At 52.4% G+C, this 23,631-nt stretch carries 31 protein-coding genes and 2 pseudogenes; 25 read left to right on the top strand and 8 right to left on the bottom strand.

What is annotated here, in order from left to right; all coding sequences use genetic code 11:
• Window positions 1–175: 175 nt before the first annotated feature.
• The 11 genes from ACOZJV_RS09700 (at window position 176) to cydB (ending at window position 8,015) form a co-directional block, all read left to right on the top strand.
• A complete protein-coding gene (locus tag ACOZJV_RS09700) occupies window positions 176–424 on the top strand; it encodes a hypothetical protein (protein WP_093543547.1) in 249 nt (82 codons plus the stop codon).
• Between the two features lie 13 nt (window positions 425–437).
• A complete protein-coding gene (locus tag ACOZJV_RS09695; RefSeq protein WP_421547477.1) occupies window positions 438–944 on the top strand; it encodes a CinA family protein in 507 nt (168 codons plus the stop codon).
• Window positions 944–1,462 carry a hypothetical protein gene (locus tag ACOZJV_RS09690; RefSeq protein ID WP_421547476.1) on the top strand — a complete coding sequence of 173 codons (519 nt, stop codon included), beginning with the start codon at window positions 944–946 and terminating at the stop codon, window positions 1,460–1,462. Before ACOZJV_RS09695 ends, ACOZJV_RS09690 begins: the two co-directional genes overlap by 1 nt.
• A gap of 7 nt (window positions 1,463–1,469) precedes the next feature.
• The gene (locus ACOZJV_RS09685) at window positions 1,470–1,916 is read left to right on the top strand and encodes a DUF421 domain-containing protein (RefSeq protein ID WP_093543555.1); all 447 of its coding nucleotides are present in this window, start codon (window positions 1,470–1,472) and stop codon (window positions 1,914–1,916) included.
• 91 nt (window positions 1,917–2,007) lie between these two features.
• Complete coding sequence (locus ACOZJV_RS09680; protein WP_093543558.1) at window positions 2,008–2,235, top strand: PLD nuclease N-terminal domain-containing protein; 228 nt, start codon at window positions 2,008–2,010, stop codon at window positions 2,233–2,235.
• A gap of 129 nt (window positions 2,236–2,364) precedes the next feature.
• Window positions 2,365–3,249, top strand: a complete 885-nt coding sequence (locus ACOZJV_RS09675) for a manganese catalase family protein (RefSeq protein WP_421547475.1) — start codon at window positions 2,365–2,367, stop codon at window positions 3,247–3,249.
• A 221-nt stretch (window positions 3,250–3,470) separates the two neighbouring features.
• Window positions 3,471–4,400: a ZIP family metal transporter gene (locus ACOZJV_RS09670; protein ID WP_421547474.1), complete on the top strand. Its 930-nt coding sequence runs from the start codon at window positions 3,471–3,473 to the stop codon at window positions 4,398–4,400.
• A 152-nt stretch (window positions 4,401–4,552) separates the two neighbouring features.
• Entirely contained in the window at window positions 4,553–5,053 is a 501-nt protein-coding gene (locus ACOZJV_RS09665; RefSeq protein ID WP_225571050.1) for a ferritin-like domain-containing protein, read from the top strand.
• Between the two features lie 167 nt (window positions 5,054–5,220).
• A complete protein-coding gene (locus ACOZJV_RS09660) occupies window positions 5,221–5,454 on the top strand; it encodes a DUF2934 domain-containing protein (RefSeq protein WP_421547473.1) in 234 nt (77 codons plus the stop codon).
• A 171-nt stretch (window positions 5,455–5,625) separates the two neighbouring features.
• A complete protein-coding gene (locus ACOZJV_RS09655; protein ID WP_421547472.1) occupies window positions 5,626–7,017 on the top strand; it encodes a cytochrome ubiquinol oxidase subunit I in 1,392 nt (463 codons plus the stop codon).
• Window positions 7,014–8,015 carry a cytochrome d ubiquinol oxidase subunit II gene (gene cydB, locus ACOZJV_RS09650; protein WP_421547471.1) on the top strand — a complete coding sequence of 334 codons (1,002 nt, stop codon included), beginning with the start codon at window positions 7,014–7,016 and terminating at the stop codon, window positions 8,013–8,015. Before ACOZJV_RS09655 ends, cydB begins: the two co-directional genes overlap by 4 nt.
• A gap of 16 nt (window positions 8,016–8,031) precedes the next feature.
• On the opposite strand, the gene ACOZJV_RS09645 is transcribed toward cydB, so the two are convergent.
• On the bottom strand, window positions 8,032–8,556 hold the full coding sequence (locus tag ACOZJV_RS09645; RefSeq protein WP_421547470.1) for a cupin: 525 nt from the start codon (window positions 8,554–8,556) through the stop codon (window positions 8,032–8,034).
• Between the two features lie 635 nt (window positions 8,557–9,191).
• Complete coding sequence (locus ACOZJV_RS09640) at window positions 9,192–10,415, bottom strand: zinc-dependent alcohol dehydrogenase (RefSeq protein ID WP_093543579.1); 1,224 nt, start codon at window positions 10,413–10,415, stop codon at window positions 9,192–9,194.
• Window positions 10,416–10,602: 187 nt separating this feature from the next.
• Here ACOZJV_RS09640 and ACOZJV_RS09635 point away from each other — a divergent pair, with 187 nt between their 5' ends.
• Window positions 10,603–11,304, top strand: a complete 702-nt coding sequence (locus ACOZJV_RS09635) for a glycosyltransferase (RefSeq protein WP_421547469.1) — start codon at window positions 10,603–10,605, stop codon at window positions 11,302–11,304.
• Window positions 11,305–11,364: 60 nt separating this feature from the next.
• Window positions 11,365–11,577, top strand: coding sequence for a hypothetical protein (locus ACOZJV_RS09630; protein ID WP_421547601.1), 213 nt, complete (start codon window positions 11,365–11,367; stop codon window positions 11,575–11,577).
• On the opposite strand, the gene ACOZJV_RS09625 is transcribed toward ACOZJV_RS09630, so the two are convergent.
• A complete protein-coding gene (locus ACOZJV_RS09625) occupies window positions 11,568–11,792 on the bottom strand; it encodes a hypothetical protein (protein ID WP_421547600.1) in 225 nt (74 codons plus the stop codon). The genes ACOZJV_RS09630 and ACOZJV_RS09625 overlap by 10 nt on opposite strands.
• 407 nt (window positions 11,793–12,199) lie before the next feature.
• Between ACOZJV_RS09625 and ACOZJV_RS09620 the strand changes: the two genes are divergently transcribed.
• From ACOZJV_RS09620 to ACOZJV_RS09605, 4 genes are all read left to right on the top strand, one after another.
• Complete coding sequence (locus tag ACOZJV_RS09620) at window positions 12,200–12,643, top strand: DNA methylase (RefSeq protein ID WP_421547468.1); 444 nt, start codon at window positions 12,200–12,202, stop codon at window positions 12,641–12,643.
• A 45-nt stretch (window positions 12,644–12,688) separates the two neighbouring features.
• Window positions 12,689–13,519: an alpha/beta fold hydrolase gene (locus ACOZJV_RS09615; protein WP_421547467.1), complete on the top strand. Its 831-nt coding sequence runs from the start codon at window positions 12,689–12,691 to the stop codon at window positions 13,517–13,519.
• A 151-nt stretch (window positions 13,520–13,670) separates the two neighbouring features.
• Window positions 13,671–13,895, top strand: a complete 225-nt coding sequence (locus tag ACOZJV_RS09610; RefSeq protein WP_093543593.1) for a DUF2188 domain-containing protein — start codon at window positions 13,671–13,673, stop codon at window positions 13,893–13,895.
• 651 nt (window positions 13,896–14,546) lie between these two features.
• On the top strand, window positions 14,547–14,789 hold the full coding sequence (locus ACOZJV_RS09605; protein ID WP_421547466.1) for a hypothetical protein: 243 nt from the start codon (window positions 14,547–14,549) through the stop codon (window positions 14,787–14,789).
• A gap of 407 nt (window positions 14,790–15,196) precedes the next feature.
• Here ACOZJV_RS09605 and ACOZJV_RS09600 read toward each other — a convergent pair whose 3' ends face one another.
• Together ACOZJV_RS09600 and ACOZJV_RS09595 are read right to left on the bottom strand one after the other, a co-directional pair.
• Complete coding sequence (locus tag ACOZJV_RS09600; protein WP_421547465.1) at window positions 15,197–15,457, bottom strand: hypothetical protein; 261 nt, start codon at window positions 15,455–15,457, stop codon at window positions 15,197–15,199.
• Window positions 15,458–15,591: 134 nt separating this feature from the next.
• The gene (locus ACOZJV_RS09595) at window positions 15,592–16,368 is read right to left on the bottom strand and encodes an OBAP family protein (RefSeq protein WP_421547464.1); all 777 of its coding nucleotides are present in this window, start codon (window positions 16,366–16,368) and stop codon (window positions 15,592–15,594) included.
• Window positions 16,369–16,679: 311 nt separating this feature from the next.
• On the opposite strand from ACOZJV_RS09595, the gene ACOZJV_RS09590 reads away from it, so the two are divergent.
• From ACOZJV_RS09590 to ACOZJV_RS09570, 5 genes are all read left to right on the top strand, one after another.
• Window positions 16,680–16,937 carry a hypothetical protein gene (locus ACOZJV_RS09590; protein ID WP_421547463.1) on the top strand — a complete coding sequence of 86 codons (258 nt, stop codon included), beginning with the start codon at window positions 16,680–16,682 and terminating at the stop codon, window positions 16,935–16,937.
• A gap of 32 nt (window positions 16,938–16,969) precedes the next feature.
• Window positions 16,970–17,260 carry a DUF1652 domain-containing protein gene (locus ACOZJV_RS09585; protein ID WP_421547462.1) on the top strand — a complete coding sequence of 97 codons (291 nt, stop codon included), beginning with the start codon at window positions 16,970–16,972 and terminating at the stop codon, window positions 17,258–17,260.
• Between the two features lie 131 nt (window positions 17,261–17,391).
• Window positions 17,392–17,601 (top strand): hypothetical protein, encoded by a 210-nt coding sequence (locus tag ACOZJV_RS09580; protein WP_421547461.1) that lies wholly within the window; start codon window positions 17,392–17,394, stop codon window positions 17,599–17,601.
• Window positions 17,602–17,661: 60 nt separating this feature from the next.
• Entirely contained in the window at window positions 17,662–19,104 is a 1,443-nt protein-coding gene (locus ACOZJV_RS09575) for an ATPase domain-containing protein (RefSeq protein WP_421547460.1), read from the top strand.
• Between the two features lie 24 nt (window positions 19,105–19,128).
• Complete coding sequence (locus tag ACOZJV_RS09570; RefSeq protein ID WP_093543612.1) at window positions 19,129–19,491, top strand: response regulator; 363 nt, start codon at window positions 19,129–19,131, stop codon at window positions 19,489–19,491.
• 109 nt (window positions 19,492–19,600) lie between these two features.
• On the opposite strand, the gene ACOZJV_RS09565 is transcribed toward ACOZJV_RS09570, so the two are convergent.
• Together ACOZJV_RS09565 and ACOZJV_RS09560 are read right to left on the bottom strand one after the other, a co-directional pair.
• Window positions 19,601–20,725, bottom strand: coding sequence for a sensor histidine kinase (locus ACOZJV_RS09565; protein ID WP_421547459.1), 1,125 nt, complete (start codon window positions 20,723–20,725; stop codon window positions 19,601–19,603).
• Between the two features lie 329 nt (window positions 20,726–21,054).
• Window positions 21,055–21,186, bottom strand: coding sequence for a DUF2256 domain-containing protein (locus ACOZJV_RS09560; RefSeq protein ID WP_421547458.1), 132 nt, complete (start codon window positions 21,184–21,186; stop codon window positions 21,055–21,057).
• 223 nt (window positions 21,187–21,409) lie between these two features.
• On the opposite strand from ACOZJV_RS09560, the pseudogene ACOZJV_RS09555 reads away from it, so the two are divergent.
• The 3 genes and pseudogenes from ACOZJV_RS09555 to ACOZJV_RS09545 all read left to right on the top strand — a co-directional run.
• Window positions 21,410–21,517 (top strand): annotated as a pseudogene (locus ACOZJV_RS09555) (LysR family transcriptional regulator); the annotation flags it as partial.
• Between the two features lie 197 nt (window positions 21,518–21,714).
• Window positions 21,715–22,491: an SDR family NAD(P)-dependent oxidoreductase gene (locus ACOZJV_RS09550; RefSeq protein WP_421547599.1), complete on the top strand. Its 777-nt coding sequence runs from the start codon at window positions 21,715–21,717 to the stop codon at window positions 22,489–22,491.
• A 147-nt stretch (window positions 22,492–22,638) separates the two neighbouring features.
• Window positions 22,639–23,174: pseudogene (locus ACOZJV_RS09545) on the top strand (substrate binding domain-containing protein); the annotation flags it as partial.
• Between the two features lie 31 nt (window positions 23,175–23,205).
• On the opposite strand, the gene ACOZJV_RS09540 reads toward ACOZJV_RS09545, so the two are convergent.
• Window positions 23,206–23,424 carry a hypothetical protein gene (locus ACOZJV_RS09540; protein WP_064053317.1) on the bottom strand — a complete coding sequence of 73 codons (219 nt, stop codon included), beginning with the start codon at window positions 23,422–23,424 and terminating at the stop codon, window positions 23,206–23,208.
• Between the last annotated feature and the right edge of the window lie 207 nt (window positions 23,425–23,631).

Genomic DNA, 23,631 nt, shown 5'->3' with positions numbered 1-23,631 from the left:
GCGATAAGTGCCGGCGTCTCTCGCGGACTACGGACTTCCTAACGAGCGGCAAACGGAAGGCCTACCGCAAGGCCTCCTTTCGTTTTGATCAGTTTTGTAAAACACTTCTTTCTGAAAATTTTTGAACCTAAATCGAGATCGGTTGCTCAACCGGGAAAGCATCGGGGTGAGTGAAATGAATGCTTTCAAGAACCAACTGACGCCTGAGCAGGATTTGAGATTACAAGCCTTGGATGGTTGGCATTGTGCGTTGGAAAATAGAGAACTTCGCATGGACTGCCCAGACGCTTATCACGACGAGCTATTGCGCCTTTCTGATGAGATGGATCGCTTGGGTATGTTAACTCTGGCCGAATGGCGCGATTTGCGAAGGGCTGCGGACGTGGCGTATCTGCGTGCGGTCGCTGGTGAGGACTATCACTGAGGTCATTCAGATTATGTCTATCGCCGCCGACACTGTTCAATTCCTTCGCGACAATGATTTGGTGCTGACCACGGCGGAGTCGTGTACCGCCGGTAAAATTGTGACGCTGTTATCCGAGGTCGAAGGCAGCGGTAATTTCATCGAGTGTGGGTACGTGGTGTATTCGCCTCAGGCGAAACAGCGCCTATTACATGTCAACCCGCAGACCATTGAAACATTCAACCTAACCAGCGTGGAGGTTGCTCGGGAAATGGCGACAGGGGCATTGCGAGACAGCACCGCCCATGCAGCTATTGCTACGACCGGGATTCTGGGCCCGGACGACGTAGACGGTATCCCTGCTGGCACAATCTGCTTTGCCTGGGCCTTTCAAACGACTGATGAGTGTCATGTGTTCAGTCACCAGCACCGGTTTTCAGGCGGACGCTGTGAAGTGCAGAAACAGGCCACCGAGTATGCTTTGCAGTGGTTGGCGCATTTCCATGAGCGTGTCCTGCAGGGTGAGAAAGGTGAACTCTGATGAGCGATGATCTCGACCATCCGGAATTGCGCAGCCGGAGTTATCCCGTAAGCGAAGACATGGCCTATCAGTTGAAGGTTTGGCGATTTGAGCGAGTTGGCTGGTACGTGTTGGTGTTAGTCGTGGTGCTTGGACTGATGGGGGTGTTCTCCAGAGGGTTGATCAGTTCAAGAGATGTGCGCAGTGACGATGGCAAGATCGAGGTGGAATATGAAATGTTCCATCGCAATGGATCTACCAACCCCATGAAAATCAGTGTGAACGCAACGCCCAACACGGCAGTGGAACTGGAGTTGGCAGGTCAGTTGCTGGAGGCATTCAGTATCCAGACCCTGCAACCTGAACCTCTGCGTTCAAGAAGCTCTTCACAGGGCATTAAGCTCTGGCTTCAGACCGACCTCGATGGTCAAGCGACGCTGTACATCACCTTGCGCGGGGATGGCCTTGGCTTCTTTCGAAGTCGAATTGCTTCACCGGGCACCAACGGCGTAAACCTTGAACAGTTCATTTTCCCTTAGGTGATTTATGGATTCTGTACTGCGTGCGAGTGCCATGTATCTGGCGCTCATGGTGCTCTTCAAAATCGCTGGCCGGCGCTCCTTGGCAGAGTTGACCACATTTGATTTCGTACTGTTGTTGATGATCGGTGAGGCAACTCAACAAGCCCTGCTGGGCGATGATTTTTCGCTCACCAATTCATTGATTGTCATCGTCAGCCTCGTCGCCATCGATGTTGGATTATCTCTGCTCAAGCAGCGCTCGAGGTGGCTTTCACGGCTGATTGATGGCGAGCCGACAATCATCGTTGAGAACGGAAAACTTCTACACGAGCGGCTTCGCCGTGCGCGATTGTTAGAAGCGGATGTAATGGAGGCTGCGCGTTCCAGTCAAGGCATCGAGAAGCTGGAGGAGATCAAGTTCGCTATCCTTGAGCGCAACGGCAAAATCTCCGTTATTGCCCAGGAAGACTGACGCGCTGGATTCGATATGTGTTGGCGAAACTTACTTGAACATCCCTAAATGCGAGGGGCCTAAGCATTATCAGTCTGAGGAGGACGTAGTCATGTCGGAAGCTACCAGCTATTTCGCGATTGCCGTCGCGGTGATGATTTTGCTCGTTGATCTCTGGGCAATTGTCAGCGTGTTTCGCAGCGACAAAACGGTGGGAGTCAAAGCAGGTTGGGCTATCGGCCTCATAGTCTTCCCCGTGATTGGGTTGATCGTGTGGGGTGTTGCAGGGCCTCGTGGGATCAAAGAAGGGCCTTCGTCGCCTGAACACAGTAAAGGGTAACCAGCGTCCGTTGGTCGATAGCGCGAAAGTTTTTTGAAATTATCTTCAGCGCATTTACTTCAGATAAATGTGGGTCATTCGGTCTCTCACCGAGTGGACTGTAGATCTGATTTGTCTGAGGAGAATGTCATGTTCCTACATAACAAACGACTTCAATACACCGTGCGCGTTGCTCAGCCCAATCCTGGGTTGGCCAATCTTCTACTGGAGCAATTCGGGGGAGCCCAAGGGGAACTCGCGGCGGCGTCACGCTACTTCACGCAGGCATTGGCAGAAGATGATCCTGGCAGGAAGGATCTCCTGATGGATATCGCCACCGAGGAGCTCAGTCACCTTGAGATCGTCGGCTCGATCATCGTGATGTTGAATAAGGGAGCCAAGGGACGTATGGCTGAAGGTGTCGAGGAAGAAGGTGAGCTGTATCGCGCCATTAATGGCGCTGGCAACGATTCCCATATCACAAGTCTGTTGTACGGCGCCGGCGCTCCCTTGACTAACTCCGCAGGCGTTCCCTGGTCGGCGGCTTACGTCGATACCATCGGCGAACCCACTGCAGACATGCGCTCCAATATTGCCGCCGAGGCCAGAGCGAAAATCGTCTACGAACGTTTGATGAATGTCACCGACGATCCGGGTGTGAAGGAGGCCCTGGGATTTCTGATGACGCGTGAAATCGCCCACCAATTATCTTTCGAAAAAGCATTGCACGCCATCCAGCCAAATTTCCCCCAGGGCAAGCTGCCGGGTATGCCGGAGTTCACCAACGTCTACTTCAACATGTCACAGGGCGAAGGCAGCACTCGCGGCCCTTGGAACGAAGGGGACGATTGGGACTTCGTGGAAGATCCGGCACCCGCTGTGGATGGTGGGGACGGCACCGCTTCTGTGCAATTGAGCGCTGAGGACGAGAAACTGCTCATGGATATGAAAGCCAGGATGATGTCTGACCCAGACAGCAACCCAATCACGGGTGCGGATTTGGGGGCTGGGGTACAAGGTGAACCACAACCTTGAGTAGTGACCGCACGCCATCTGGCGTGCGGTTTTTAATCTGATTCAAGGGGACTTAAACCATGGTTATCAAAAAATCGGCGCATCAAAATCTAACTCTTCCTGAGATGTTCTACTTCACCAGCGTCGCTTTTGAACGTGACGCCCAGCGTGTATCCAGGCAGTTCTTACGGTCGCTATCCGGATTCCCTGAGAAGACGAAGTCAAGAAAATAGGAGGTTGCCATGCCCGAGCCATTGACCTCATCAGGCGCGCCACTTCGCACCTTATTTGCCCGGTTCTCGGACTCCGGGTGGGGTGGGCGAGCCTTTTGGTCAATTCTGATTGGCGTTACAGTCTTTCTGTTGATAAGCGGCTATGGCGCATTCGTCGGCACCAACAAGGCCAATTTCTACTTTGCTTTTTTGGGTGGCCTTTCGGGCTTTGCCGCCACAGCTTTTGGAGCTGTCGCGGCAATCGCGTTACGGAATATCACCGCTCGTACACAAGACATCATGCTGGGCTTCGCCGCCGGCATGATGCTGGCCGCCAGTTCCTTCTCTCTCATTCTTCCTGGTATCGAAGCAGCTCAGGCGCTTTGCGGCAACCAGTTACTTGCAGCATGCGTAGTTGTTGCGGGATTGGGATTGGGCGTAGCGCTGATGGTCGGCCTTGATCGTTTCGTCCCACACGAACATGAGAAAAGCGGACGCAGGGGGCCGGACGCGCAGCGCATCAATCGTGTTTGGTTATTCGTCCTGGCAATCACATTGCATAACTTGCCGGAAGGCATGGCCATTGGTGTGAGCTTCGCAAACGGCGACATGAAGGTCGGGCTCCCGCTTACTACAGCTATCGCTATTCAAGATATTCCCGAAGGCTTGGCTGTCGCACTGGCGTTACGTGTGACAGGCATCTCAGCGCTTCGTGCAGCGCTTATCGCGGTGGGTTCAGGATTGATGGAACCCATTGGCGCCGTTGTTGGATTGGGCATTTCCAGCAGCTTTGCATTGGGCTATCCCATTGCGCTCGGCTTGGCAGCAGGAGCCATGATTTTCGTGGTATCTCATGAGGTTATTCCGGAGACTCATCGCAACGGTCATGAGACGCCGGCGACTTTAGGTCTGATGCTCGGTTTTGGGGTGATGATGTTCCTGGATACCGCTTTGGGTTAGCGATGAGCCTTTTATCCGTCACCCTGAAAATTTTCGGAACACCTTTTAAATCAGGCTGGTCATTCTTCATGTACGGCAAATTTTGCATGCATGTCGATCCCATGCGGACGCTCACCAGGCGACGCCAATACTGACCAGAAGGAAGTTTAGAAATGGCTAGAAAAACTGTCGAAGACTTGTTTATCCATGAACTCTCTGATGTTTACAGTGCGGAAAAACAAATCACCAAAGCGTTGCCGCGCTTGGCGAAAGCAGCGACCAATCCACTGTTGGCAGAAGCGTTTACGGCGCACCTAGAGGAGACGCATGGGCAGATTGAGCGCATTGATCAACTGGTCGAGCTGACCGGTATCAAACTGAAGCGCATGAAGTGCGTGGCCATGGAGGGACTTGTCGAAGAATCGAAAGAGCTGTTGGAAGAGATCGATAAGGGAGCTGTCCTCGACGCAGCATTGATTGGTGCGGCGCAAAAGGTGGAGCACTACGAAATTGCTGCCTACGGCACCCTGATAGCTATGGCCAAGCATCTAAAGCTCGACGACGCTGCAGCCTTATTAGCAGCAACGCTTGTTGAAGAAAAAGGTGCGGACGAGAAACTGACCAAGATTGCGGAGCAAGGTGGTAATCAAGCAGCGACCATGGATTCTAAATAAGCGGTATCAGCAAACGTGCTGGTCGACAAAGGCGAGATTTCGTCGACCAGCCTCGATAGAAAATCATGATCAATTCAAGCTCGATCCAGTTCTAGCGAGCTTGATGCGCTGATCCATGATGCCGAATTTTCCTAACTAGCTCCAGGATAGCCAAGCAGGAGAAAACGATGATTGATGAATCGGTAATTTGCGAAAGGGCGTATGCACTTTGGGTAAAGGATGCTTGCCCAGAGGACGCTGACCTTTTTTATTGGTTTCTTGCTCGAGAGCAGCTTGAAACAGCACTCGAGCGAACTTCCGTCGAGAGTGACGTGTGCGATGGAGACGATAAATTTTTTAATAAAATCAGTAAGAAAAAAAATGAAGTGAGTTTACGTTCTAGGAAGCGAGAATCGGCGTGAGAACGATTTTCCCTACTTTTTTGACCGCCAATTAGTCAGGAAGAGTCAACGGGCAATTTTGGACAAGTGCTACGCCTGTATCGACGCATCCATTTGGCTCTTCGCGCAGCTAAGCTACGAGCTTGCATTGCGAAAATTTCCGCAAATGCAGGCCAATCATTAGAGGGCTGTATGGATGCGATTGATTCAGCGCTTATGGCCGCGCGTGCCCAGTTCGCGATTGCCATAAGCTTTCATATCGTGCTGGCAGCCTTCACCATTGGCTTGGCCAATTTTCTCATGGTGCTGGAGGCATTGTGGCTGTTGCGCAGGCGAAGGATCTACTTCGATGTCTACCTTTACTGGCTAAAGGTGTTTGCGCTCAACGTTGCGGTAGGCACAGCGTCGGGTCTGATTTTGGAGTACCAATTCGGATTGAATTGGTCACGCCTCTCGACCCAGGCGGGAGACATTCTAGGGCCGTTGATGTTCTACGAGGTACTGGCGGCATTTTTCCTGGAAGCGGGTTTTCTCGGCATCATGTTGTTCGGATTGAAGAGGGTGGGCCCTAGGCTGCATTTCTTCGCCACCTGCGCCGTCGCAATTGGATCTTTGATCAGCGCCTTTTGGATCCTGTCAGCCAATTCCTGGATGCAAACACCCGCCGGCTATTCAATTGGAGTCGATGGACGTTTTATTGCCGAAAACTGGTGGGCGATCATCTTCAATCCTTCGTTCCCTTACCGGCTTGTGCATATGACATTGGCCGCGATTATAGGCAGCGCCTCGCTGGTAGCCGGTTTTAGCGCTTGGCAGTTGTTGCGTGTGCCACAGAACCCGCGAGCCCGGCTTGCTTACTCCCTGGCGTTGTGGGTGGTTGCGTTGCTGACGCCAGTGCAACTACTGGTGGGCGATCTGCATGGTGAGCATAGCCTTAAAGTTCAGCCGCAAAAGGTTGCCGCCATCGAAGGTACCTGGACACGACCGGCGGAAGGAGAGGGGGAGCCATTACGTTTATTCGCCATTCCAGATATGGCTGAGCGACGTAACCATTGGGAAGTAGCGATTCCGCGCGTAGCGTCGTTGTACTTGCGGCACGACCTGAGCGGCACTATTGCAGCGCTTGATGAATTCCCGCCTGAGGACATACCACCTGTGCTACCCGTGTTCTTCGCTTTCCGTATCATGGTCGGATTGGGGCTGTTGATGCTGGGGCAGGGGTTAATCAGTCTGGTATTACGCTGGCGGCATCACTTGTACTCTGCGCGTTGGATGCTCCGAGGGAGTGTACTGATGGCGCCTGCTGGATTTCTGGCAATGCTAAGTGGTTGGGTTGTGACAGAGGTTGGCCGTCAGCCCTTTACTGTCTATGGATTGATGCGAACTGCTGACAGTCTGTCTTCGGTGTCTCGTCAGCAGGTGGTAGGGGCAACTTGGACAATCCTGGCGTTTTATCTGGTGATCTTCGGCGTGGGTTTTTGGGTACTGCTGCGACTTTTGCGGGAACCACCTCACGAAGACGAGCCAGGGCCTCAACCCTCTTTGGCCGACGAGACGGGTAATCCTGTGGGCAAACATCGATGATGGACAATGACTGGATAACACTACTGTCCGCTGCGGCGCTGGGGTTTTCGGTATTGAACTACGTGCTGTTGGACGGCACTGACCTAGGTGTGGGCGTACTGCTTGGCCTAACTCGTTGCAGTAAGCACCGACGTGCCATGGCGGTGACTATCCTTCCCATTTGGGACGCTAACGAAACGTGGCTTGTGCTCGGCGGCGGTGGGTTATTGGCCTTGTTTCCGCTGGCTTATGCTGTCCTGCTGCCGGCGCTTTATTGGCCGTTTATCACTATGTTTCTGGCGTTGATTCTTCGCGCGGTCGCGCTGGAATTTCGCGATTACTCGAAAAGCTATCGTATGAAGCGCATGGTCGATGGGTTGCTGCTGATCGGTTCACTGCTAGCTGGGGCAACTCAGGGAATTGTGTTGGGAACGCTAGTTCAAGGCGTACCTAATCAAGACGGGCAGTACAGCGGTAACGGCTGGGAATGGTTGGGCTTGTTTCCGTTGTATTGTGGCGCGGTGCTTGTCGTGGGCTATACATGGTTAGGCGCGTGCTGGCTGTATTGGCGCACTGTAGAGGATCTGCAACATCGGTCAGGTCGGCAGGCAAAGGCGTTGGCCATCGTGACCATGATACTTTTGGCCGTGTTGGTGATCTGGACAGCGACGCTGGATGCTCAATATGTGCATCGGTTTTCAAATAGGCTTATCTGGTTGCCAGCGGCAATATTGCTCGCTGCATTGCTGATCAGCTTCACCTTGAGCTTTCGAAGCCGCCGGCAATATCTGCCGCTATTCGCCGCGCTGGGGATTTTCATCTTTGCATTCGCATTGATGATCGCAGCACTCTTTCCATTGATTGTCCCGCCTAACCTGACCTTGCAAGAAGCAGCCTCAAGTCCCACCAGTCAGTTTTTTATGCTGGTCGGGTTCGCCGTGCTGATCCCGGTGACGCTCCTCTACAACACCTACGGCTTCAGAGTGTTCAGCGGAAAGGTTCGCGCCATTCGTGATTGACTGGAATATCTCAACCTTAGCCAGCCCAATACCGGTGTAGGGCGCCTTGCGAGCCTTGCACTGGATCCTGGTCGGGAAACAAAAGCGTGTCGATGTTCGCCAGTTGAACCTTAGTGGGGGCTTCGCGGCAGATATCTGCACGCTGCCCCGGCGGATAGGCACCGACGACTAGAAAATCTTCACTTGAATCTAAATTGCAATGGCCGGTGCCGGCAGGCAGTAGCAACACATCGCCTGCTGTGACTTCAAGTACATGACCACCCGGGCCGCCCAGCATCAGTCGAGCTCGACCGCTGGCGATGCCAAGCACTTCATGACCTTCGGTATGGTAGTGGTGGTAGCTGTAAATCCCATATCGCCATTGTGATGGCCAGCCATTGGCGATGAAGGTTTGCTCGAACAGCGCAGCTGGGTCATCGCCCTGAATTGCAATCGCGTTGGGGTAAATGAGTACCGGTAGGCGCGGGTTGTTGGGAACCCATTGGTTGCGTTCAAACATCAGGGTTTGCACGGTAGCTGTCTCAGCTCGCAGTTTGTTCATTCAAGGATCTCCGAAACCCTGATGTGGCAATGGAAATTCATACATCGATCTGCAACTCCAAATCAGCATTATTCAATGTGCGGGCGTGGGCCACCGTACCGTTCAAGCGTTCTCCCGAAGAGAGAATCATGGTCAAGGAGTGAGCCTTGTGTAGATCATCAGGTACTGGGGATAGCACCTGCACCTGGAAGGCACCTGGCGTGATGGAGTGATGAGTACGTCGCAATCAATAGTTTTGGCGATGGGGCCGAAAAGGGTGTCGTTTAAGTAATTCAAACGTGCGCGCTTGGTCATGGATATGTCCTCTGACGCCAAGTATTTCAAGCATCATTTTTGTGCTTCATTTGTGTGCTAGACGACACCCACGACAGATGAGTTCAACGCCATGGAGTGATGGTTCCTTGCTTGATGCCGTCTCTAAGGATGCGATTGCTGTCGCGCAGGAGCCATTGAACCAGCGGAGTAGGGTTCAATCGATGGCGTTAGATTGGTAGAAATTCGTCAGGCGTCATGAAACAACATGAGACGGACTGATCGCGTGGAGGCGATGACTTTCACTTTAAACTAACCACAAACGCCAAGGCGAGATCCCCGATGAAGTCCCGGAGAGTCTCGTCCTTGATGCTCTATGAGCTCTAGTTAGTCATGGCGGTCGTGCTTGCATCGATCTCCGGTTCAACTACATGATTTGTTCCGGGAGTCAGAATCACCTTTCGGCAATCCTCCTCTTTTTTATCGAAAATCTTATATCCCTCGGCGGCCTGTTCCAGTGACATGCGATGGCTGATGATGACTTCCGGTGAGAGACGACCTGTCTCGATGTGGTCGAGGAGCTCAGGCAGGAAACGATGCACATGGGTCTGACCCATTTTGAAGGTCAACCCCTTGTCGAAAGCGTCACCGAAAAGAAAGCCATGAATGAACCCAGAATAGACGCCTGGTACGCTTACAACGCCCCCGCGTCTGACTGCAGCGATACACTGACGTAAAGCTTTACCGCTGCTTCCCTCAAGCTTGAGTGTCGCGAGAACGGTTTCCGTCGTACTGCCTTTTGCTTCAAACCCAACTGCATCCACCACGCCATCAACTCCACGCATTCCTTTGGTTTGCCGAATGATCGTATCTGCAGGATCGTCGTCCTCATCGAAGTTGATCGGAATTACACCATATGTTTTCTGCGCGTAAGCCAAGCGGTAAGGATGGTGATCGACCATGAAAATTTGGTCGGCACCGAGCATCCTTGCACACGCCGCGCTCAACAATCCGACGGGGCCTGCACCGTAGATGGCGATGCTTGAGCCGTTACCAATCCCTGCGTTCGTTACAGCCTGATAAGCAGTTGGAAGGATGTCTGAAAGGAAAAGAACCTTTTCATCCGACAGCGTCCCCGGCACTTTGAACGGCCCGGTGTTGGCTTTCGGTACGCGCACGTATTCGGCTTGCCCGCCAGGCACACCGCCGTACATATGACTGAAGCCGAACAGCGCGGCTCCTGGTGGTATCGCCTTTTTATTTATGATCGCTCCGCGCCCCGTATTTGTTGTTTCGCAGGCCGCAAACAGATCCATCGCGCAGAAGAAACAGCTGCCGCAGGCGATTACAAATGGAATTACCACGCGGTCGCCTGGTTGTACGGCGGTGACCGCAGAGCCCGCCTCTTCGACGATCCCCATGAACTCATGCCCGAAGATATCGCCATGCTCGACAGTTGGAATCTTTCCTCGATAGAGATGGAGGTCAGATCCGCATATCGCCGTCGCGGTAACTCGAAGAATAATGTCATCACTTTCCTCGATAACCGGATCGGGAACCGTGTCGACTTTGACGCTGTGCGCGCCGTGATAGGTGAGTGCTCTCATAACGTCTTACCTACTTCAGCTGGATGGTAAGTGGGAGAGGAGGATCGAAGAAAGTAAGTTCAGAGTGAAATCGACGAATATGACTAGCGGTCGCTTGTGTAGGCGAGCTCGTAATTTTTTAAACCTAATGGAGCGCAAGTAGGTCGACTGCAGGAGCCAGTAACTCAGGTAGTCGGAGGTGACGTTAATGATCGGTGTCGTAATACCTGCCCACAATGAAGAGCACCACATTACTGCGTGCCTAACATCTATTCTGTTCGCCGCTGAGCATCCTGCATTGGCGGGCCAGCCAGTCTCCGTAGTCGTCGTTTTAGATGATTGCTCTGATCAGACCGAACAGATCGTTTCAGCACACGGTGTAGGACGGATCGAAGTTTCTTTTCAGAACGTGGGTAAGGCGAGAGCAACCGGTGCAGAGCATCTCTTGGCCGCTGGCGCGATATGGCTTGCCTTCACCGATGCCGACACTGTCGTGCCCCACGATTGGTTGGCACGGCAGGTTGAATTCAAGGCTGATGCGGTTTGTGGGACAGTCGAGGTGGATAGCTGGAGTAACCACGGAGATCTGGTTCGCTCAAAGTACATGGAGTGTTACCAGTTCACCGAGAATCACCGGCATATCCACGGCGCCAATCTTGGCCTGAGTGCCGAGGCCTACCGGAACGCTGGTGGGTTCCAGCATCTCACTGCACATGAAGACGTCCATTTGGTTGCTGATCTTAAGAGGGTTGGTGCTCATATCGTTTGGACAGCAACGAATCCGGTCAACACCAGCGCCCGTAAGGATTACAAATGTCGTGGAGGGTTTGGGGAGTATCTGGCCAGTCTGGCTACTTCATTGGGATTGCCTGGGCTCGATCCACAGGTAAGCGCCGGCCTGTCTCTTTAAAAAACGCTGTGGGCAGGAGGTAGCAAGTTGGAGTACGTCGATTACCTGCAATGGCCAGCCATGGTGGTGACGGTAGCCTCAGCCTGGTTCATCGGTTCGCAACGAGCGTATAGGCGCATGATCGCCTTTTGGGGATTTATCACCAGTAATGCGCTTTGGGTGATTTGGGGGCTTCACGCTGATGCCTACGCACTGATCCTCCTTGAGTGCATCCTTTTGGGGATGAATGCGCGTGGTTTTAAGAAGAATTTCGATGGTCATCGTCAATCCTGAGACTGCTCAGTTTCTTTACCCTTCGAATTTTTCTTGAGCCCTCGAAGGTTCATCAGGAATAGACAAACCTGTAATACGATCAATGCATACGCGCCTGCGTAAAGTCCCCAAATCACCCACAACACGTTGCTCACACTGAAGCACACAAACCCAATCATCCGCCTTCCTGGCCGCTGCGATCCGATTAGCCATGCAGCGAGAGCGGTAACAACCATCGCTGGCCATTGAGTCCAATCCAGATAAGCCAAGTTTTCCCCCGTCACGGTTCAGCAAAGTGAATTGCTATATCGATGCCACCCTATTCAATCGGGCCTTTGATGGCTGGATGAGGTTTTCGATTTGCCAAGAATGTAGCAAGGATGAAGCTGACCATTTGGGTGAGTTGTGACGACCACAGATATCAATGACCAGCCTTCGCGAAGCTTAAGGTTTGCATCGTGGGCTGATAGCGATTCCATGACTTGAACTGTCTCGGATATGTGCATTTCGTCTATCTCAATCCTAAGGGTCAAACATTAGGCGTCGCACAAGAGGAAGGGTTCCTTTATTGGTGCCTCGCCCAGTTGGATCATTCGCGATAGCGCCTGGTCTACATTGAGACCATCGCTTGAAGGGTGAACCAGTGAGCAAAATCATCAGCGCACATGACTTACAAATCGACCTTCAAGGTGCGAACGAAGCCGGGTTGTTCAAATGGCTGCTTGCCAGTTTCCTGATGGGCAAGCGAATCCAGGGGGCGATTGCCGCCAACGCCTATCAAGTGATCGTCGAGAAACACCACCGGGATACGCCGCACAAATTGGCGAGCTGCACTCACCGCCAGTTGGTCATGATGCTTGGTGAGGCTCACTACGTCCGTTACGACGAGACCACCGCGTCGCGGTTATTGGCATTGGCTAACAAGATGAATGCTGAATATCACGGCAAGGTCAGCAACATCGTCGCGGCAAGCGCAGATCGTAACGCCTTCGAAAAGCGGCTATCGGAATTTGAAGGGATTGGGCCGAAAACCATTGAGATTTTTATGAGGGAAGCAGCTGCATTACTCTTCAGACCCTCCTGCTAACTCTCACCTACAATGGCTCCCGGTTGCGTGCAGCATGGAGAAATCATGACAAACCACAGGCTAACCACGCTGGGCTTGCAGTTGAACGTTTCGATCTGCGGTCAAGGCTCGCCGCTGCTTTTGCTCAATGGTCTGGGTGGCTTGATTCGTACCTTCGATCCGCTGCGCGATGAACTGGACGACTTCATGACCATCACGCTGGACGTGCCTGGGGTCGGCAAGTCGCAAATGCCCCGTTGGCCCATTCGCCTGCCACGCCATGCCGACGTGATTGCAGAGATGCTCCAGCAATTGGGAATCGACCAGGTCGATGTGTTCGGGGTGAGTTGGGGAGGTGCATTGGCTCAAGAATTCGCTCTTCGTTACCCGAGCATGGTACGCAGGCTGATCCTCGCGGCAACCTCTCCCGGCCCAGTGCTGTTGATGAAGCCTGCCGACGTTATGGATTTTTTCCGTACGAGTAAAAACGCCAAAATGCGCGATCAAGATAGCTCCCGCAATTCAATTCACACGCTGCTGCGGTTCGGTGTGATGAAAGGCATGCTCTCTGTTAATCCGCGAACCTACTATTTCCAGCTCGCAGCCTTGATCGGATGGACAAGCCTGCTTCGGTTGTCCCGGCTGCCTCAACGCACGCTGGTTCTAACCGGCGACCGCGATCCGTTAATACAGGCATACAACGCCCATATCCTGCGCCGCACAATTCGACGTTCAGAACTTCGCATTCTGAAGGGCGAGGGGCACTTCTTTGTGGTGACCAGCGCTAGACGAACTGCCGTCTTGATCCGCGAATTTCTTTGCCGCCATTACGACGATGAAGAGAAGGCACCAAGGATCGCAAACCGAAACGCTAAGGCTAGCCTGGAGCGCACCTAGGTCAGCTAATCCGCTCGGTGGCGTCCTTGTGGAGGAGGGCCGCACACGCAGTCGAGGGCAGTATTAGTTTCTTCGCCAATCCTTTCAAACTCTCCAGATCGACAATGGTCAACCTTCTAGCTGTTGTTGATGAATCATGTCGAGGTGATCCATGGATAACTACCACATCACAAAAAAAGAAAACACCTGGGAGCTTGTCAAAGAGGGCGCACAACGTGCTTCCAAAACGGCCTCGACGAAAGCGGAAATCACTGAAATAGCCAGCGAATTTTTGCAGGGTAAAACAGCCTCTCTGAAAATCCACAAAGAGGATGGGACGATTCAAGAGGAGCGTACCTTTCCTCGTGCCGCTGACCCTAGGAAAACAAAAGGCTGAGTCGAATCCAAAATAATGGGCGGCTGCGAAAAAGACTTTCGATCTTTTTCAAGGAAGTCAGTTTTATCAGGAATTCGATTTCCGTTCTCGCCTGCGCATCTCTAACCACAGGAACTACTCAATGGTAATTGCATGTCTAGGATGGGGATCCCTGATTTGGAAACCAGGAGCATTACCGCTCGCAAGCAAATGGTTGTTGGATGGGCCGAGTTTGCCCATAGAATTTGCGCGAGTCAGTGAGGGGGGAGAGCTCGCAACGGTAATCTGCGCGAATGCGCATCCTTGCACCGTTCTCTGGGCAGTGTTGAATGTAGAAAACCTTGAAGAGGCATGCGAGGCCTTGCGTGTCCGAGAGCAAATTCCAGAGGACAGGGAGGATGGGATCGGTGTTTTCACCACCAGCAGCTCCCCGGTGGGGGTAATCGCCGAATGGGCACTCTTACACCAATTGGACGCAGTCATCTGGACTGCACTGCCGCCCAGATTCGAAGACGTTGAAGGTTTGATCCCAACTGTTGATGACGCTGTTTCATATCTAGCTTGTTTGAGAGCAGATGCGCAGGAGCACGCGCGGGACTACGTCAGGCAGGTTCCGGCTCAAATCGATACGTCCTATCGAAGGGAGATCAGTTCAAGGCTTGGGTGGCATCAATGAGTGCACAGAGCCAAGCCCAAATCGGCGCCATCTTTAATCAGCTGTTGTCTCTGCGAGAGAGCGTAAACCGTCTCCAGCAGATGGAGAATGAAAGAGTAGGTACGCTTCGCGGTCACCAGACCGTGGATGTGGACGGCGCTTTCCTATTGGTTTTTCAGAAGCTTCAAGACAACATCGTCGATATGGAGGAGGCTTTGGCCACCATTGCGGAAGCCACAGGCGATACACCAAAGTTCTAGCGGATAGTCATTGAGGCAAAATCACATGCCATAACGATCTTCCCTGACCAGCCTAGCTTCATAAACCTATTGCGAGCTTAGCCAAATCTCCATTTTCTGCGGCCTACCTAACCCTGGAATGTTGGGTTCTCCCAGATTAAGGGTCGCGAGCAATCTCTATCTTTGTTCCAAGGATGGAAACCACTCAGCTAGCTAATAAATCTTGTATCGCCATTGTGGCGGCCAGCCATTGGCTCTGAGGACGGTCTCGACCGGTGATACCGGGTCGCTTTCCTTAACGGCAATTGAGACGGGGTAAATGGGTACCGGCAAGCGACTGTTATTGGGAATTCTTTGCACGGCACCTGACATCACTTTCGACTTGCTCATTCGATGGATCTCCGAAGCTCAGCTACATCGAGGGACGTTCATACATCAATCTGGAATTCCAGACCTCCGTCGTCCAATTTGCGAATCTGAGCCACCGAGCCTGTTAGATGTTCCTTGGAGGAAAGGATAATGACTAAGGAATTAGCCTTATGTAGGTCATCTGGTACTGGAAAATGTACCTGCACCTGAAAAGCGCCGGGGGTGATAGGCGTGATGACCAGATTGCAATCAATACTTTTTGCTATCGGGCCGAAAAGGGTGTCGTGAAAGTAGTTTAAGCGCGCGGCAGTGGTGGCCATGGCAATCTCCTTGAACGTAGACGGACGCAGCGCCAGAGCTGCCCCATCTATAACCCTAGACGGAACCTGTAACTGCTTTTTCTGGCAGTGCTGACTCACGAAAAGTCCAAAGGCTAGCCAGTCAGCTTGATGATTCAGTGCCGATGCTCATTGCCAGTCGGATCTTCGATTTGAAAGCCCTTTCCATTGCGCCACGCATCAGCACCTGGGTCTATAGGTGGGACAGAGATGGCGGCACGGGCGTGTTTTTTCCGAGAGCTATCGACGTCAAATCTTTTATCCCGGTCGCTTACCAGTTGCTGGTTGATCTGGCCATCAGCTGTGAATCCCATCATCAGTTGCGGTACGCCTAGCGGTAACTCTTTGTTGAGGTCGGTGTGCCACGTATGCCAAGTCTTGCCATAGGTATGGATGAGCTTTTCCATAAGCGCATGTTCTGCAACGTCCGGAATGCCAGGAGCAATCAGTTGGCCCGACTTCACTTCATGAACATGGCTGTGCCAAAGCGCTTTTTCAGCGTTCGGCAATTTAGCAAATAGCTGCTCATCGATGATGTATTCCACCCCCATGAGCTTCGCATCCTTGCGATTTCCATCATAGATCACGCACTGGATCACCTGCTCATTGAGAATGGAGCAATAGTGATGAGCCTCCATTTGAGCCTCGGGATGGCCACTGTAAAAATGGAAACCATCCAGGTAGGCATTAAGTTCATCGATGGGCGGGCGCGATTGAAGTAGGGCGGCACCGGTATCCAGTGCGCGCGTAGTGGCTGTCTTTTCCTCGCCCGGTGCAACGACATAGGACGGCGTAGTGTTAACGGCGCACGCAGTCAGCAAGCCGAGGCCGGTCAGAATCAAGGATGGTCTGAGGGGGGTGAAAAATTTTCGCTGGTTATTACCTCTAATCATTGCGCAGATCTTCCGTCCCTTTAGCTTCCAGGCGTCGATAACAAACGACGATTGCCTTGGTTACCGATGCCCATGTACCTAGATAGAAAGCGCTTAAGGGCTTGCGTTCAAATCAATTGTCACTGCGGCCTCTTTTGGCGTGAGCCTCGCCCTGCTTGATCCTAAAGAGAAGGGGTTGGTGTAGGTCTAGCTTCGACACCATGAGTCCTCAAGGGAAGCAATATGGAGAGATCGACTACCGCACGTCGTGTAAGGGGAAACCCTCAATGCGTACGGGCATCCATTGTTCATATCACTGTGGAGATTTGATCATGAACGACGACTCGAAGGTGGAGGCCTTTTCCACTTGGCATGAGTTGCTTGTGAATCCGGAAGCCCGAATGGGTGCGCAGGATCAATACGACGAATTACTGCGCTTAGCTGACAATTTTCGAGAGAAGGGAATCATCGGTACGGAAGAGAGGAAAATTTTAATACAGGTGGCCACGTTGGCTTATACGCGCTCTGTGGAAGATCTGAGTCGTGGAGATTTGTCGCCGGCTTCGAGACAACCTTCGAAACGAATTTAGATTTATAAGTTTTATCCTCATCTCAAATCGCTATGAGCGTAAGGATTAATGTAGAGGGATTTCACATGCTTTCACACTTAGAACTAAGACACATTATTGAGACAGCATTCCTGCCTGCCAAATGCATTTGCTCCATATTCGCGGACAATCGCATGACTGTTCAGTTGCTCGACGCCAGTACGGAAAGGGAACAGCTTACGGTCGTCGGTTTAGATTCGACCAAGCTGGTCAACAGCCATGCAATCGCAACCTTGGTGGCCGAGTTGAAAGAAGAGGCCAGAATCAGGCGCACGGCCCACTGCAAAACGTACACGCGAGTCTAATTCAGGTTGTAAAGTAGCAGCGGTGTGTCGCGCAGGATTCAACTCGCAGCGCTGATCTGCGCGTTCACGGCATCCTATGATTCCGCAGCTATGCACTGGCGCGATGGTGTACCGCCCTTGGAGGCTACTGAATGACGTTCAAGGCTCGCATTTACGGCGCTTTCTTTGCTCAAAATATCCAGCGGTTGGACTCCACTGAAGAGTCCGTGATGGCGGATATAGATCCGTTTGCCCATCGCTTCGATCAACGGTTTCGTTATCCCCAGTACCAATGGAATTCACGTATCAGAAAATATTTCTCCTCTCATCTAGGGTCTGAAAGTGAGATGGCTCCCACGTGAAAATGAAGTTAGCATTCACGTATTCGGCTTCAACAGCCTGTTTCAGATCAGGGTCGCAATGTGGAAACGCTAAATCGCCTTCAAAGCGGAATCGAAGGACTGGATGCTCTGCTAAAGGGAGGTCTGGTCTCAGGCTCTTCCTATATTATTCAGGGTCGTCCGGGGTCTGGTAAAACCATCTTGGCCAATCAATTGGGGTTCCATCATGCCCGAAATGGTGGCCGAGTTTTGGTCGCTACATTGCTTGCCGAGTCCCATGATCGCCTTTTCCAATTTCTTTCGACATTGAGCTTTTTCGATGCGTCCATGGTGGGGGCTGAAATCCAGTTTGTCAGCGCCTTTGACACCCTGGAGAATGAGGGGCTCGATGAAGTCGTAAAGTTGCTGCGACGCGAGATCAGCCGCCAGAAAGCTACTGTGATGGTGGTGGATGGATTGCTCAATGCGCGCTCCAAAGCCGACTCCCCCATCGACACCAAGAAATTTATCTCCGAGCTTCAAGGCCATGCCGCTTTCGCCGGCTGTACTGTGTTGTTCCTGACCAGTTCCCGGCTAGATGACGGCAGCCCTGAGCACACAATGGTCGACGGCGTCATTGAAATGGGCGAAGAGCTGTATGGCACTCGCTCCGTGCGCCGCATCCAACTTCGCAAGACTCGCGGTAGCGGGGCCCTGACCGGGCTTCATGAGTGTGAGATCAACGACCACGGCTTGGTGGTCTATCCACGCTTGGAGACCCTTTACAGTCGTCCTTCGTCAAATGACAGCGCCGATATGACGCGCATCGCCAGTGGTGTTGCCTCATTGGACATCATTCTCGGCGGCGGATTGTACAGTTCCAGCGTTACGCTACTCATGGGGCCCTCCGGAATCGGTAAAACAACCTTGGGCCTTAAGTTTCTGAACGAGTCGACCGTTGATGCCCCTGGACTTCATTTTGGCTTCTATGAAAGCCCAGAGCGTTTGCGCCTAAAGGGTCAATCGCTTGGGATCGACATCAAAGGAATGGAACGAAGCGGTGCGCTGAGTATTGCTTGGCAACCCACCACCGAAGGCCTGCTGGATGGCTTGGGCGCACGGCTGTTAAGTTTGGTTGAGGAAAAAGGAATCAAACGTTTGTTCATCGATAGCCTGAGCGGCATGACGCGGGTTTCGACGAACCCTGCGCGAATCACAGACTTCTACAGTGCTTTGATGAACGAGTTGCGATCCAGGGGGGTAACTGTGTTGGCCTCATGGGAGATGCGAGATTTATTCGGCTCCGAGGTCAGCGCTCCGAACTCCGATCTGTCCAGCATCGTTGACAACCTCATACTCATGCGCTTCTTCGAGAATTACTCTGAACTAAGCAGAACAATTTCAATTCTTAAAGTACGAGATAGCTCTTATGACCCCTCGCGATTCGAGGTCGTCATCCGTGACCAAGACGTTGACCTGAAAAAGGCTTCAAGAAATGAACCGCCAGTTTCTAATCACTCAGCGCTGCCTGGTTCTACGTCCTAAGTCTTGGATTCGGGTTGAATTGACATGACCACCATCTTGGTCGTCGACGACGAGTATTTGATCGCAGATATTCTTGGCTATGCGCTGGAGGACGAAGGCTTCATGGTCGTGAAAGCCAGCAATGGCCAGAAAGGGCTTGAGGTACTGGAGCGCGAGCGGCCATCACTGATCATTACGGACTTCATGATGCCCGTCATGGATGGTCTCGAGTTCGCCACAGCCGTGCGAGCCTTACCTTCCGTAAGTCACCTGCCGATTATCTTGATGAGCGGCGCACAAGCACATATCGGCATGCAGAGGTCTGACTTGTTCAATGCCGTACTGGCCAAGCCATTCAAGATTGATTTGATGATCGCTGAAGTCAGGAGCCTTTTGGCCCCTGCTTGATTATCAACTCTTAACGGTGTCGATAATCCGGGTTTTGACCAAAGCTATCGATAGACAGCAAAGCAAATAATATAGATTTCTCGTCGGGCATAATTCTGAGCGTTGGTCATCAGCCAACGGGCAATACGACGCGGAAAAGCGTTCCTTTCTCCAACGTCGATTCGACCTCGATGGTTCCTCCATGGCCTTCTACAATCTGAGCCGCGATGAACAGCCCCAAGCCGAGCCCTGAAGATACTCCTTTATCATTATTGGAATGTCGGGAATAGCGACCCTCCGGATCGAAAAGAGTGGATAGCACACTGGAGGGAATCGGTTCACCATAATTTTGCACGCTAAAAAACGTACTGGTGCTTTCAACGCCCAATGAGACATTGATAGGCTGCTGAGAATCGCCATGGCGCACGGCGTTACCAATGAGATTTGAGAAGGCTTGAGCAATGCGCTGGGGGTCGTAATGGCCCTTTAGTGGGCCTGGCTTGTTGAAAAGGATTTTCGCGTTGGGATGGGCAATTGAGAGTTCATCGACGACAGATTTACAAATGGACGAGAGATCAGCGTTTTCCGGTCGTACCGGGATGCCGGTGCCAAGGTTGCAGCGTGCCAGGTCGAGCAGGTCGTTCACCATCTGGTTGGCGTTTTGGGCACTGAGGGAAATCTGGGAAATTAACCTTTTCCCATGGCTACCCAATTCTTCACTCTGCCTCAGCAGATCGGCGCCCAGAGTCACAGCGCCTAATGGAGTGCGCAGGTCGTGGCCCAATACACCTAGGACTGTCTTTCGCGTTTTCTCTGCCGCTATACCATAAGCGGTGACTGCCTCTACAAGCGCTTGATCTACCGCCTCGTTGAATTGAATCATGTCCTCAACTTGATGGTCTTCACCCGCGTACCCTTGAGCCAGCCAAAGTCTAAGTACACTCGAACGGAGGGCGCGATATTCGGAGACCATCTGATCAAGCGTGAAACCCGCCATAAGGCGAGTCTGCGCGTGAACTTGGGCTGCGGTGACATCCTCTGGAGTGGCCTCCAGCTTTTGGGGTTCGACACCCTGTGGCAGCGGAGAATGCGTCCTCCGCATATCATTCGCTACATTCCTCAAAATGTACTCTGCATGATCCCTCAATCCACGCGAGTCCATCGGCGGCATCGGTGTATCTACGGATCTGGCAAATTGCTCCCAGGCTTGCAGAATAAGCTCAAGATTTTTGAGGATAAAATCTGAAAGTCGCATAGTCATCCTATGAGCAGCTTTTGTACTCCAAGGTAGCAGCTCGATAATATTGGCACACTGAATCAGATCAGCGGGTCTTCTTTGACGCGACTACGCCGATTAGGGGAGCAGCTCTTTCCTAGCTTGTAAGCTGGACGGCACTAACCAGCTCTCCTCGTCATTCCATTTAGGAAGAATACCCAGCGGGAATGCAGGGGGAAATAATGGCAAAAAGCCGTAACGGCTTTGCTACGTTGTTTATAACGAATGACTTGCCATTTGAGTGTACGGGGTTGAGCGTCTCGTAATGGTTTCTCAGGTAATACCAACCCCGCTAGGAATTTTTTTGTTCAGCTTTTGCTGCGCCGGCAGCGCTCCGAGCAGTAACGAACCTCTTCCCAGCAGCGTGCCCATTTCTTTCTCCATGAGAAGGGAAAGCCGCAAGTGGCGCAAATTTTGTATGGGAGCTCACTCTTTTTCAAAATGACTCATCTTCATCTTATTTAGCGAGCACCAACTGGCCGCACTGCCATGGCTACGTTGGTGTCCTTGCGGCCTTGATTTCAAACCAAGTACGTTGCGGAGCATTCGGTATCATGCAGAACGGTGGATCTCTGTAACAGACATAGTGAATAACAGTTTTGATCTGCCATGATTTGAATAGGTACGAGTCTTTGCACTTCAGTCGCGACAAGATTGATGTGGATAGCCGCTCATCATCTTGTGTTCCCAAAAGCGCACTCCAGCTTTCCGCGCGTCAGACGCTTTTTAGAGTGGATGGAAAGTGAACTGGGGCATGAATTCGCGTATTGAGTGGCGCGTATAAAACTTAGAGCAGAGAGCATGGCTCCGCCACCGTTGAGTCCTGGCTGACCGAGTGATTTTAGTTTGAGTACAAATAAAGGGCCAGTTAATCGACGTAAGCGACCGAATCCTCCACCTTCGTTTTCGGCTATCTGCTACACCTCCATTCATGTGCTTCTCGCAAACCTTCAACGGAGGCAAGGATGATGAATTCAAGCTGGGCGGATCAGGTGGCGCTTGTTAGTGGAGCGGGCAGTGAGGTTGGAATCGGTATGGCCATTGCCCGTCGTCTTGGGGCTCAAGGGGCCAAGTTGATCGTCACGGCAAGCAGCGCACGCATCAATGAGCGGGTTGCGGAGTTACGCGCCGCCGGCTTCGAAGCAGTGGGTCGACCGGTCGACTTGACTCAGGAAACTCAGGTGAGTGAATTCGTCGCTTGGGCTGAGGCCGTCTGGGGGCGCATCGATATTCTTGTAAATAATGCCGGTATGGCGATGCAAGGGAGCCCAGAGCCGTTCGCCGAGTTCACGGGTACGAGCCTCGAAACCTGGAATCTTTCCATTGCTAGAAATCTGACAACTGCGTTTCTGTTAACTCAAGGGGTGTTGCCTGGGATGCGGGCGAGAGGCTATGGCCGCATAGTGAACATCAGCTCAACTACCGGCACACGGGCCAGTAATCCAGGGGAGGCTGCTTATAGTGCTGCAAAGGCGGGAATGGTAGGAATGAACATGAGTCTAGCTCTTGAGGTTGCTCATCAAGGTATCACGGTTAATTCAGTTGCCCCTGGCTGGATAGCTACCTGGTCGAGCACGCGTGATGAGGTCAAAGCCGCACGATCTACGCCTCTCGGGAGAGCGGGGCGACCAGACGAAGTGGCCGCCGCCGTTGTGTTCCTGGCTTCACCTGAAGCGAGTTACATCACCGGTGAGCTGCTCGTAGTGGATGGAGGCAATTGCCTGGTTGAGAACAAAGCTAATTAAGACTTTTCAACCCATTCTGCGACTGTTGAGTCCTTGCTGACCAAGTGACTTTAGTTTGAGTGCATAAGGGCCCCTGGGGCCCTTTTTATTTGTGCGTTACCAGAGTGTTAGTTCCAGCAGTCAGTCCGCTGAACCCGTGAAGCTTGTGATGCACGCGCCGATTTGATCGCTGATCGTATCGACATTGCGTTTCGAGGCGGAGCGTTGCAGGACTCAGGATACGTCGGTCGCCAGCTCCTTGGAGCTGGTAAGGAAGGTTTGGTGGCCAGCCCGAATTACCTTAAAAAAAGAGAGGCGTTCCTACTGAGCTTGGAGATCTGGTCAAACACGATTGCGTGAGCTTTGGCCATCATAGCGGCTTCACCACCCGGGTTCTTCATGGGCCAAACCATGCGGCGGAAGAGGTGCGGGTCACTAGCCGTTTCAATGGAAACACCGCCCAAGCTTTGCGCAAGGCGACGTTGGCTGGGCTTGGAATTGCCTTGCTGCCGCCCGCCATGACTAAGTCTGATCTTCAGACAGGGCGCCTTGTGTCTGTGCTGCCGCAGTACCATAGAACCGGATACGGCCTGCATGTGCTTTACCCCAGCCGGCAACATTTGCCCTTAGCTGTGTCTGCATTCATTGGGTTGGTGATGGAGAAACTGGAGGGACAAGAATTTCCTGCAACGGCTCTCTCCTGATCCATGCATCCGTAAAGAGCATGGGATATGCCTAAGAATGACGCAGGCGCATGATGGCATCTGTGATGCCTTGAGCATTCTTGTCCAGCGTCTCCATCGCCCCGATTGCGTTAGCGGCTACATTCTCCGCTCCGTTATCAAGGAGCCACTTAGTCACCTCTTCAATGGCTGCGCAGATTGCATGCTGGTTGTGCAGTAGCAGTGTGAGAGCGTCTGCGGTGGCTATGTTCGCTTCAGAGCTATTTGGCATCGGTATCTTCCTTGATGATCTGGTGCATAGATCGTAGCTGATCTCTCGCCTGCCGATTTCTTTCTGAATCTACGCGTAAGGGGGTGGCCTATGAGTGGGGAAAGTTGCTGGAGATCAGCAAAGGTCTGAGGCCATGTCGACTACTGCCATTCTGATTACATTCTGGTTATAGATTTTTTTCAGGCTTCCTCGAACGAGATCTCTACT

The organism is Pseudomonas sp. QD4, from assembly GCF_049199125.1.
Lineage (GTDB): Bacteria > Pseudomonadota > Gammaproteobacteria > Pseudomonadales > Pseudomonadaceae > Aquipseudomonas.
This window is presented reverse-complemented; position numbering and strand designations above follow the sequence as displayed.

Excerpts from the sequence above, each read along its gene's own strand:
- ACOZJV_RS09700 (WP_093543547.1), top strand. The coding sequence starts at position 176 with ATGAATGCTTTCAAGAACCAACTGACGCCTGAGCAGGATTTGAGATTA.
- ACOZJV_RS09695 (WP_421547477.1), top strand. The coding sequence starts at position 438 with ATGTCTATCGCCGCCGACACTGTTCAATTCCTTCGCGACAATGATTTG.
- ACOZJV_RS09690 (WP_421547476.1), top strand. The coding sequence starts at position 944 with ATGAGCGATGATCTCGACCATCCGGAATTGCGCAGCCGGAGTTATCCC.
- ACOZJV_RS09685 (WP_093543555.1), top strand. The coding sequence starts at position 1,470 with ATGGATTCTGTACTGCGTGCGAGTGCCATGTATCTGGCGCTCATGGTG.
- ACOZJV_RS09680 (WP_093543558.1), top strand. The coding sequence starts at position 2,008 with ATGTCGGAAGCTACCAGCTATTTCGCGATTGCCGTCGCGGTGATGATT.
- ACOZJV_RS09675 (WP_421547475.1), top strand. The coding sequence starts at position 2,365 with ATGTTCCTACATAACAAACGACTTCAATACACCGTGCGCGTTGCTCAG.
- ACOZJV_RS09670 (WP_421547474.1), top strand. The coding sequence starts at position 3,471 with ATGCCCGAGCCATTGACCTCATCAGGCGCGCCACTTCGCACCTTATTT.
- ACOZJV_RS09665 (WP_225571050.1), top strand. The coding sequence starts at position 4,553 with ATGGCTAGAAAAACTGTCGAAGACTTGTTTATCCATGAACTCTCTGAT.
- ACOZJV_RS09660 (WP_421547473.1), top strand. The coding sequence starts at position 5,221 with ATGATTGATGAATCGGTAATTTGCGAAAGGGCGTATGCACTTTGGGTA.
- ACOZJV_RS09655 (WP_421547472.1), top strand. The coding sequence starts at position 5,626 with ATGGATGCGATTGATTCAGCGCTTATGGCCGCGCGTGCCCAGTTCGCG.
- cydB (WP_421547471.1), top strand. The coding sequence starts at position 7,014 with ATGATGGACAATGACTGGATAACACTACTGTCCGCTGCGGCGCTGGGG.
- ACOZJV_RS09645 (WP_421547470.1), bottom strand. The coding sequence starts at position 8,556 with ATGAACAAACTGCGAGCTGAGACAGCTACCGTGCAAACCCTGATGTTT.
- ACOZJV_RS09640 (WP_093543579.1), bottom strand. The coding sequence starts at position 10,415 with ATGAGAGCACTCACCTATCACGGCGCGCACAGCGTCAAAGTCGACACG.
- ACOZJV_RS09635 (WP_421547469.1), top strand. The coding sequence starts at position 10,603 with ATGATCGGTGTCGTAATACCTGCCCACAATGAAGAGCACCACATTACT.
- ACOZJV_RS09630 (WP_421547601.1), top strand. The coding sequence starts at position 11,365 with ATGGTGGTGACGGTAGCCTCAGCCTGGTTCATCGGTTCGCAACGAGCG.
- ACOZJV_RS09625 (WP_421547600.1), bottom strand. The coding sequence starts at position 11,792 with ATGGTTGTTACCGCTCTCGCTGCATGGCTAATCGGATCGCAGCGGCCA.
- ACOZJV_RS09615 (WP_421547467.1), top strand. The coding sequence starts at position 12,689 with ATGACAAACCACAGGCTAACCACGCTGGGCTTGCAGTTGAACGTTTCG.
- ACOZJV_RS09610 (WP_093543593.1), top strand. The coding sequence starts at position 13,671 with ATGGATAACTACCACATCACAAAAAAAGAAAACACCTGGGAGCTTGTC.
- ACOZJV_RS09605 (WP_421547466.1), top strand. The coding sequence starts at position 14,547 with ATGAGTGCACAGAGCCAAGCCCAAATCGGCGCCATCTTTAATCAGCTG.
- ACOZJV_RS09600 (WP_421547465.1), bottom strand. The coding sequence starts at position 15,457 with ATGGCCACCACTGCCGCGCGCTTAAACTACTTTCACGACACCCTTTTC.
- ACOZJV_RS09595 (WP_421547464.1), bottom strand. The coding sequence starts at position 16,368 with ATGATTAGAGGTAATAACCAGCGAAAATTTTTCACCCCCCTCAGACCA.
- ACOZJV_RS09590 (WP_421547463.1), top strand. The coding sequence starts at position 16,680 with ATGAACGACGACTCGAAGGTGGAGGCCTTTTCCACTTGGCATGAGTTG.
- ACOZJV_RS09585 (WP_421547462.1), top strand. The coding sequence starts at position 16,970 with ATGAGCGTAAGGATTAATGTAGAGGGATTTCACATGCTTTCACACTTA.
- ACOZJV_RS09580 (WP_421547461.1), top strand. The coding sequence starts at position 17,392 with ATGACGTTCAAGGCTCGCATTTACGGCGCTTTCTTTGCTCAAAATATC.
- ACOZJV_RS09570 (WP_093543612.1), top strand. The coding sequence starts at position 19,129 with ATGACCACCATCTTGGTCGTCGACGACGAGTATTTGATCGCAGATATT.
- ACOZJV_RS09565 (WP_421547459.1), bottom strand. The coding sequence starts at position 20,725 with ATGCGACTTTCAGATTTTATCCTCAAAAATCTTGAGCTTATTCTGCAA.
- ACOZJV_RS09550 (WP_421547599.1), top strand. The coding sequence starts at position 21,715 with ATGAATTCAAGCTGGGCGGATCAGGTGGCGCTTGTTAGTGGAGCGGGC.
- ACOZJV_RS09540 (WP_064053317.1), bottom strand. The coding sequence starts at position 23,424 with ATGCCAAATAGCTCTGAAGCGAACATAGCCACCGCAGACGCTCTCACA.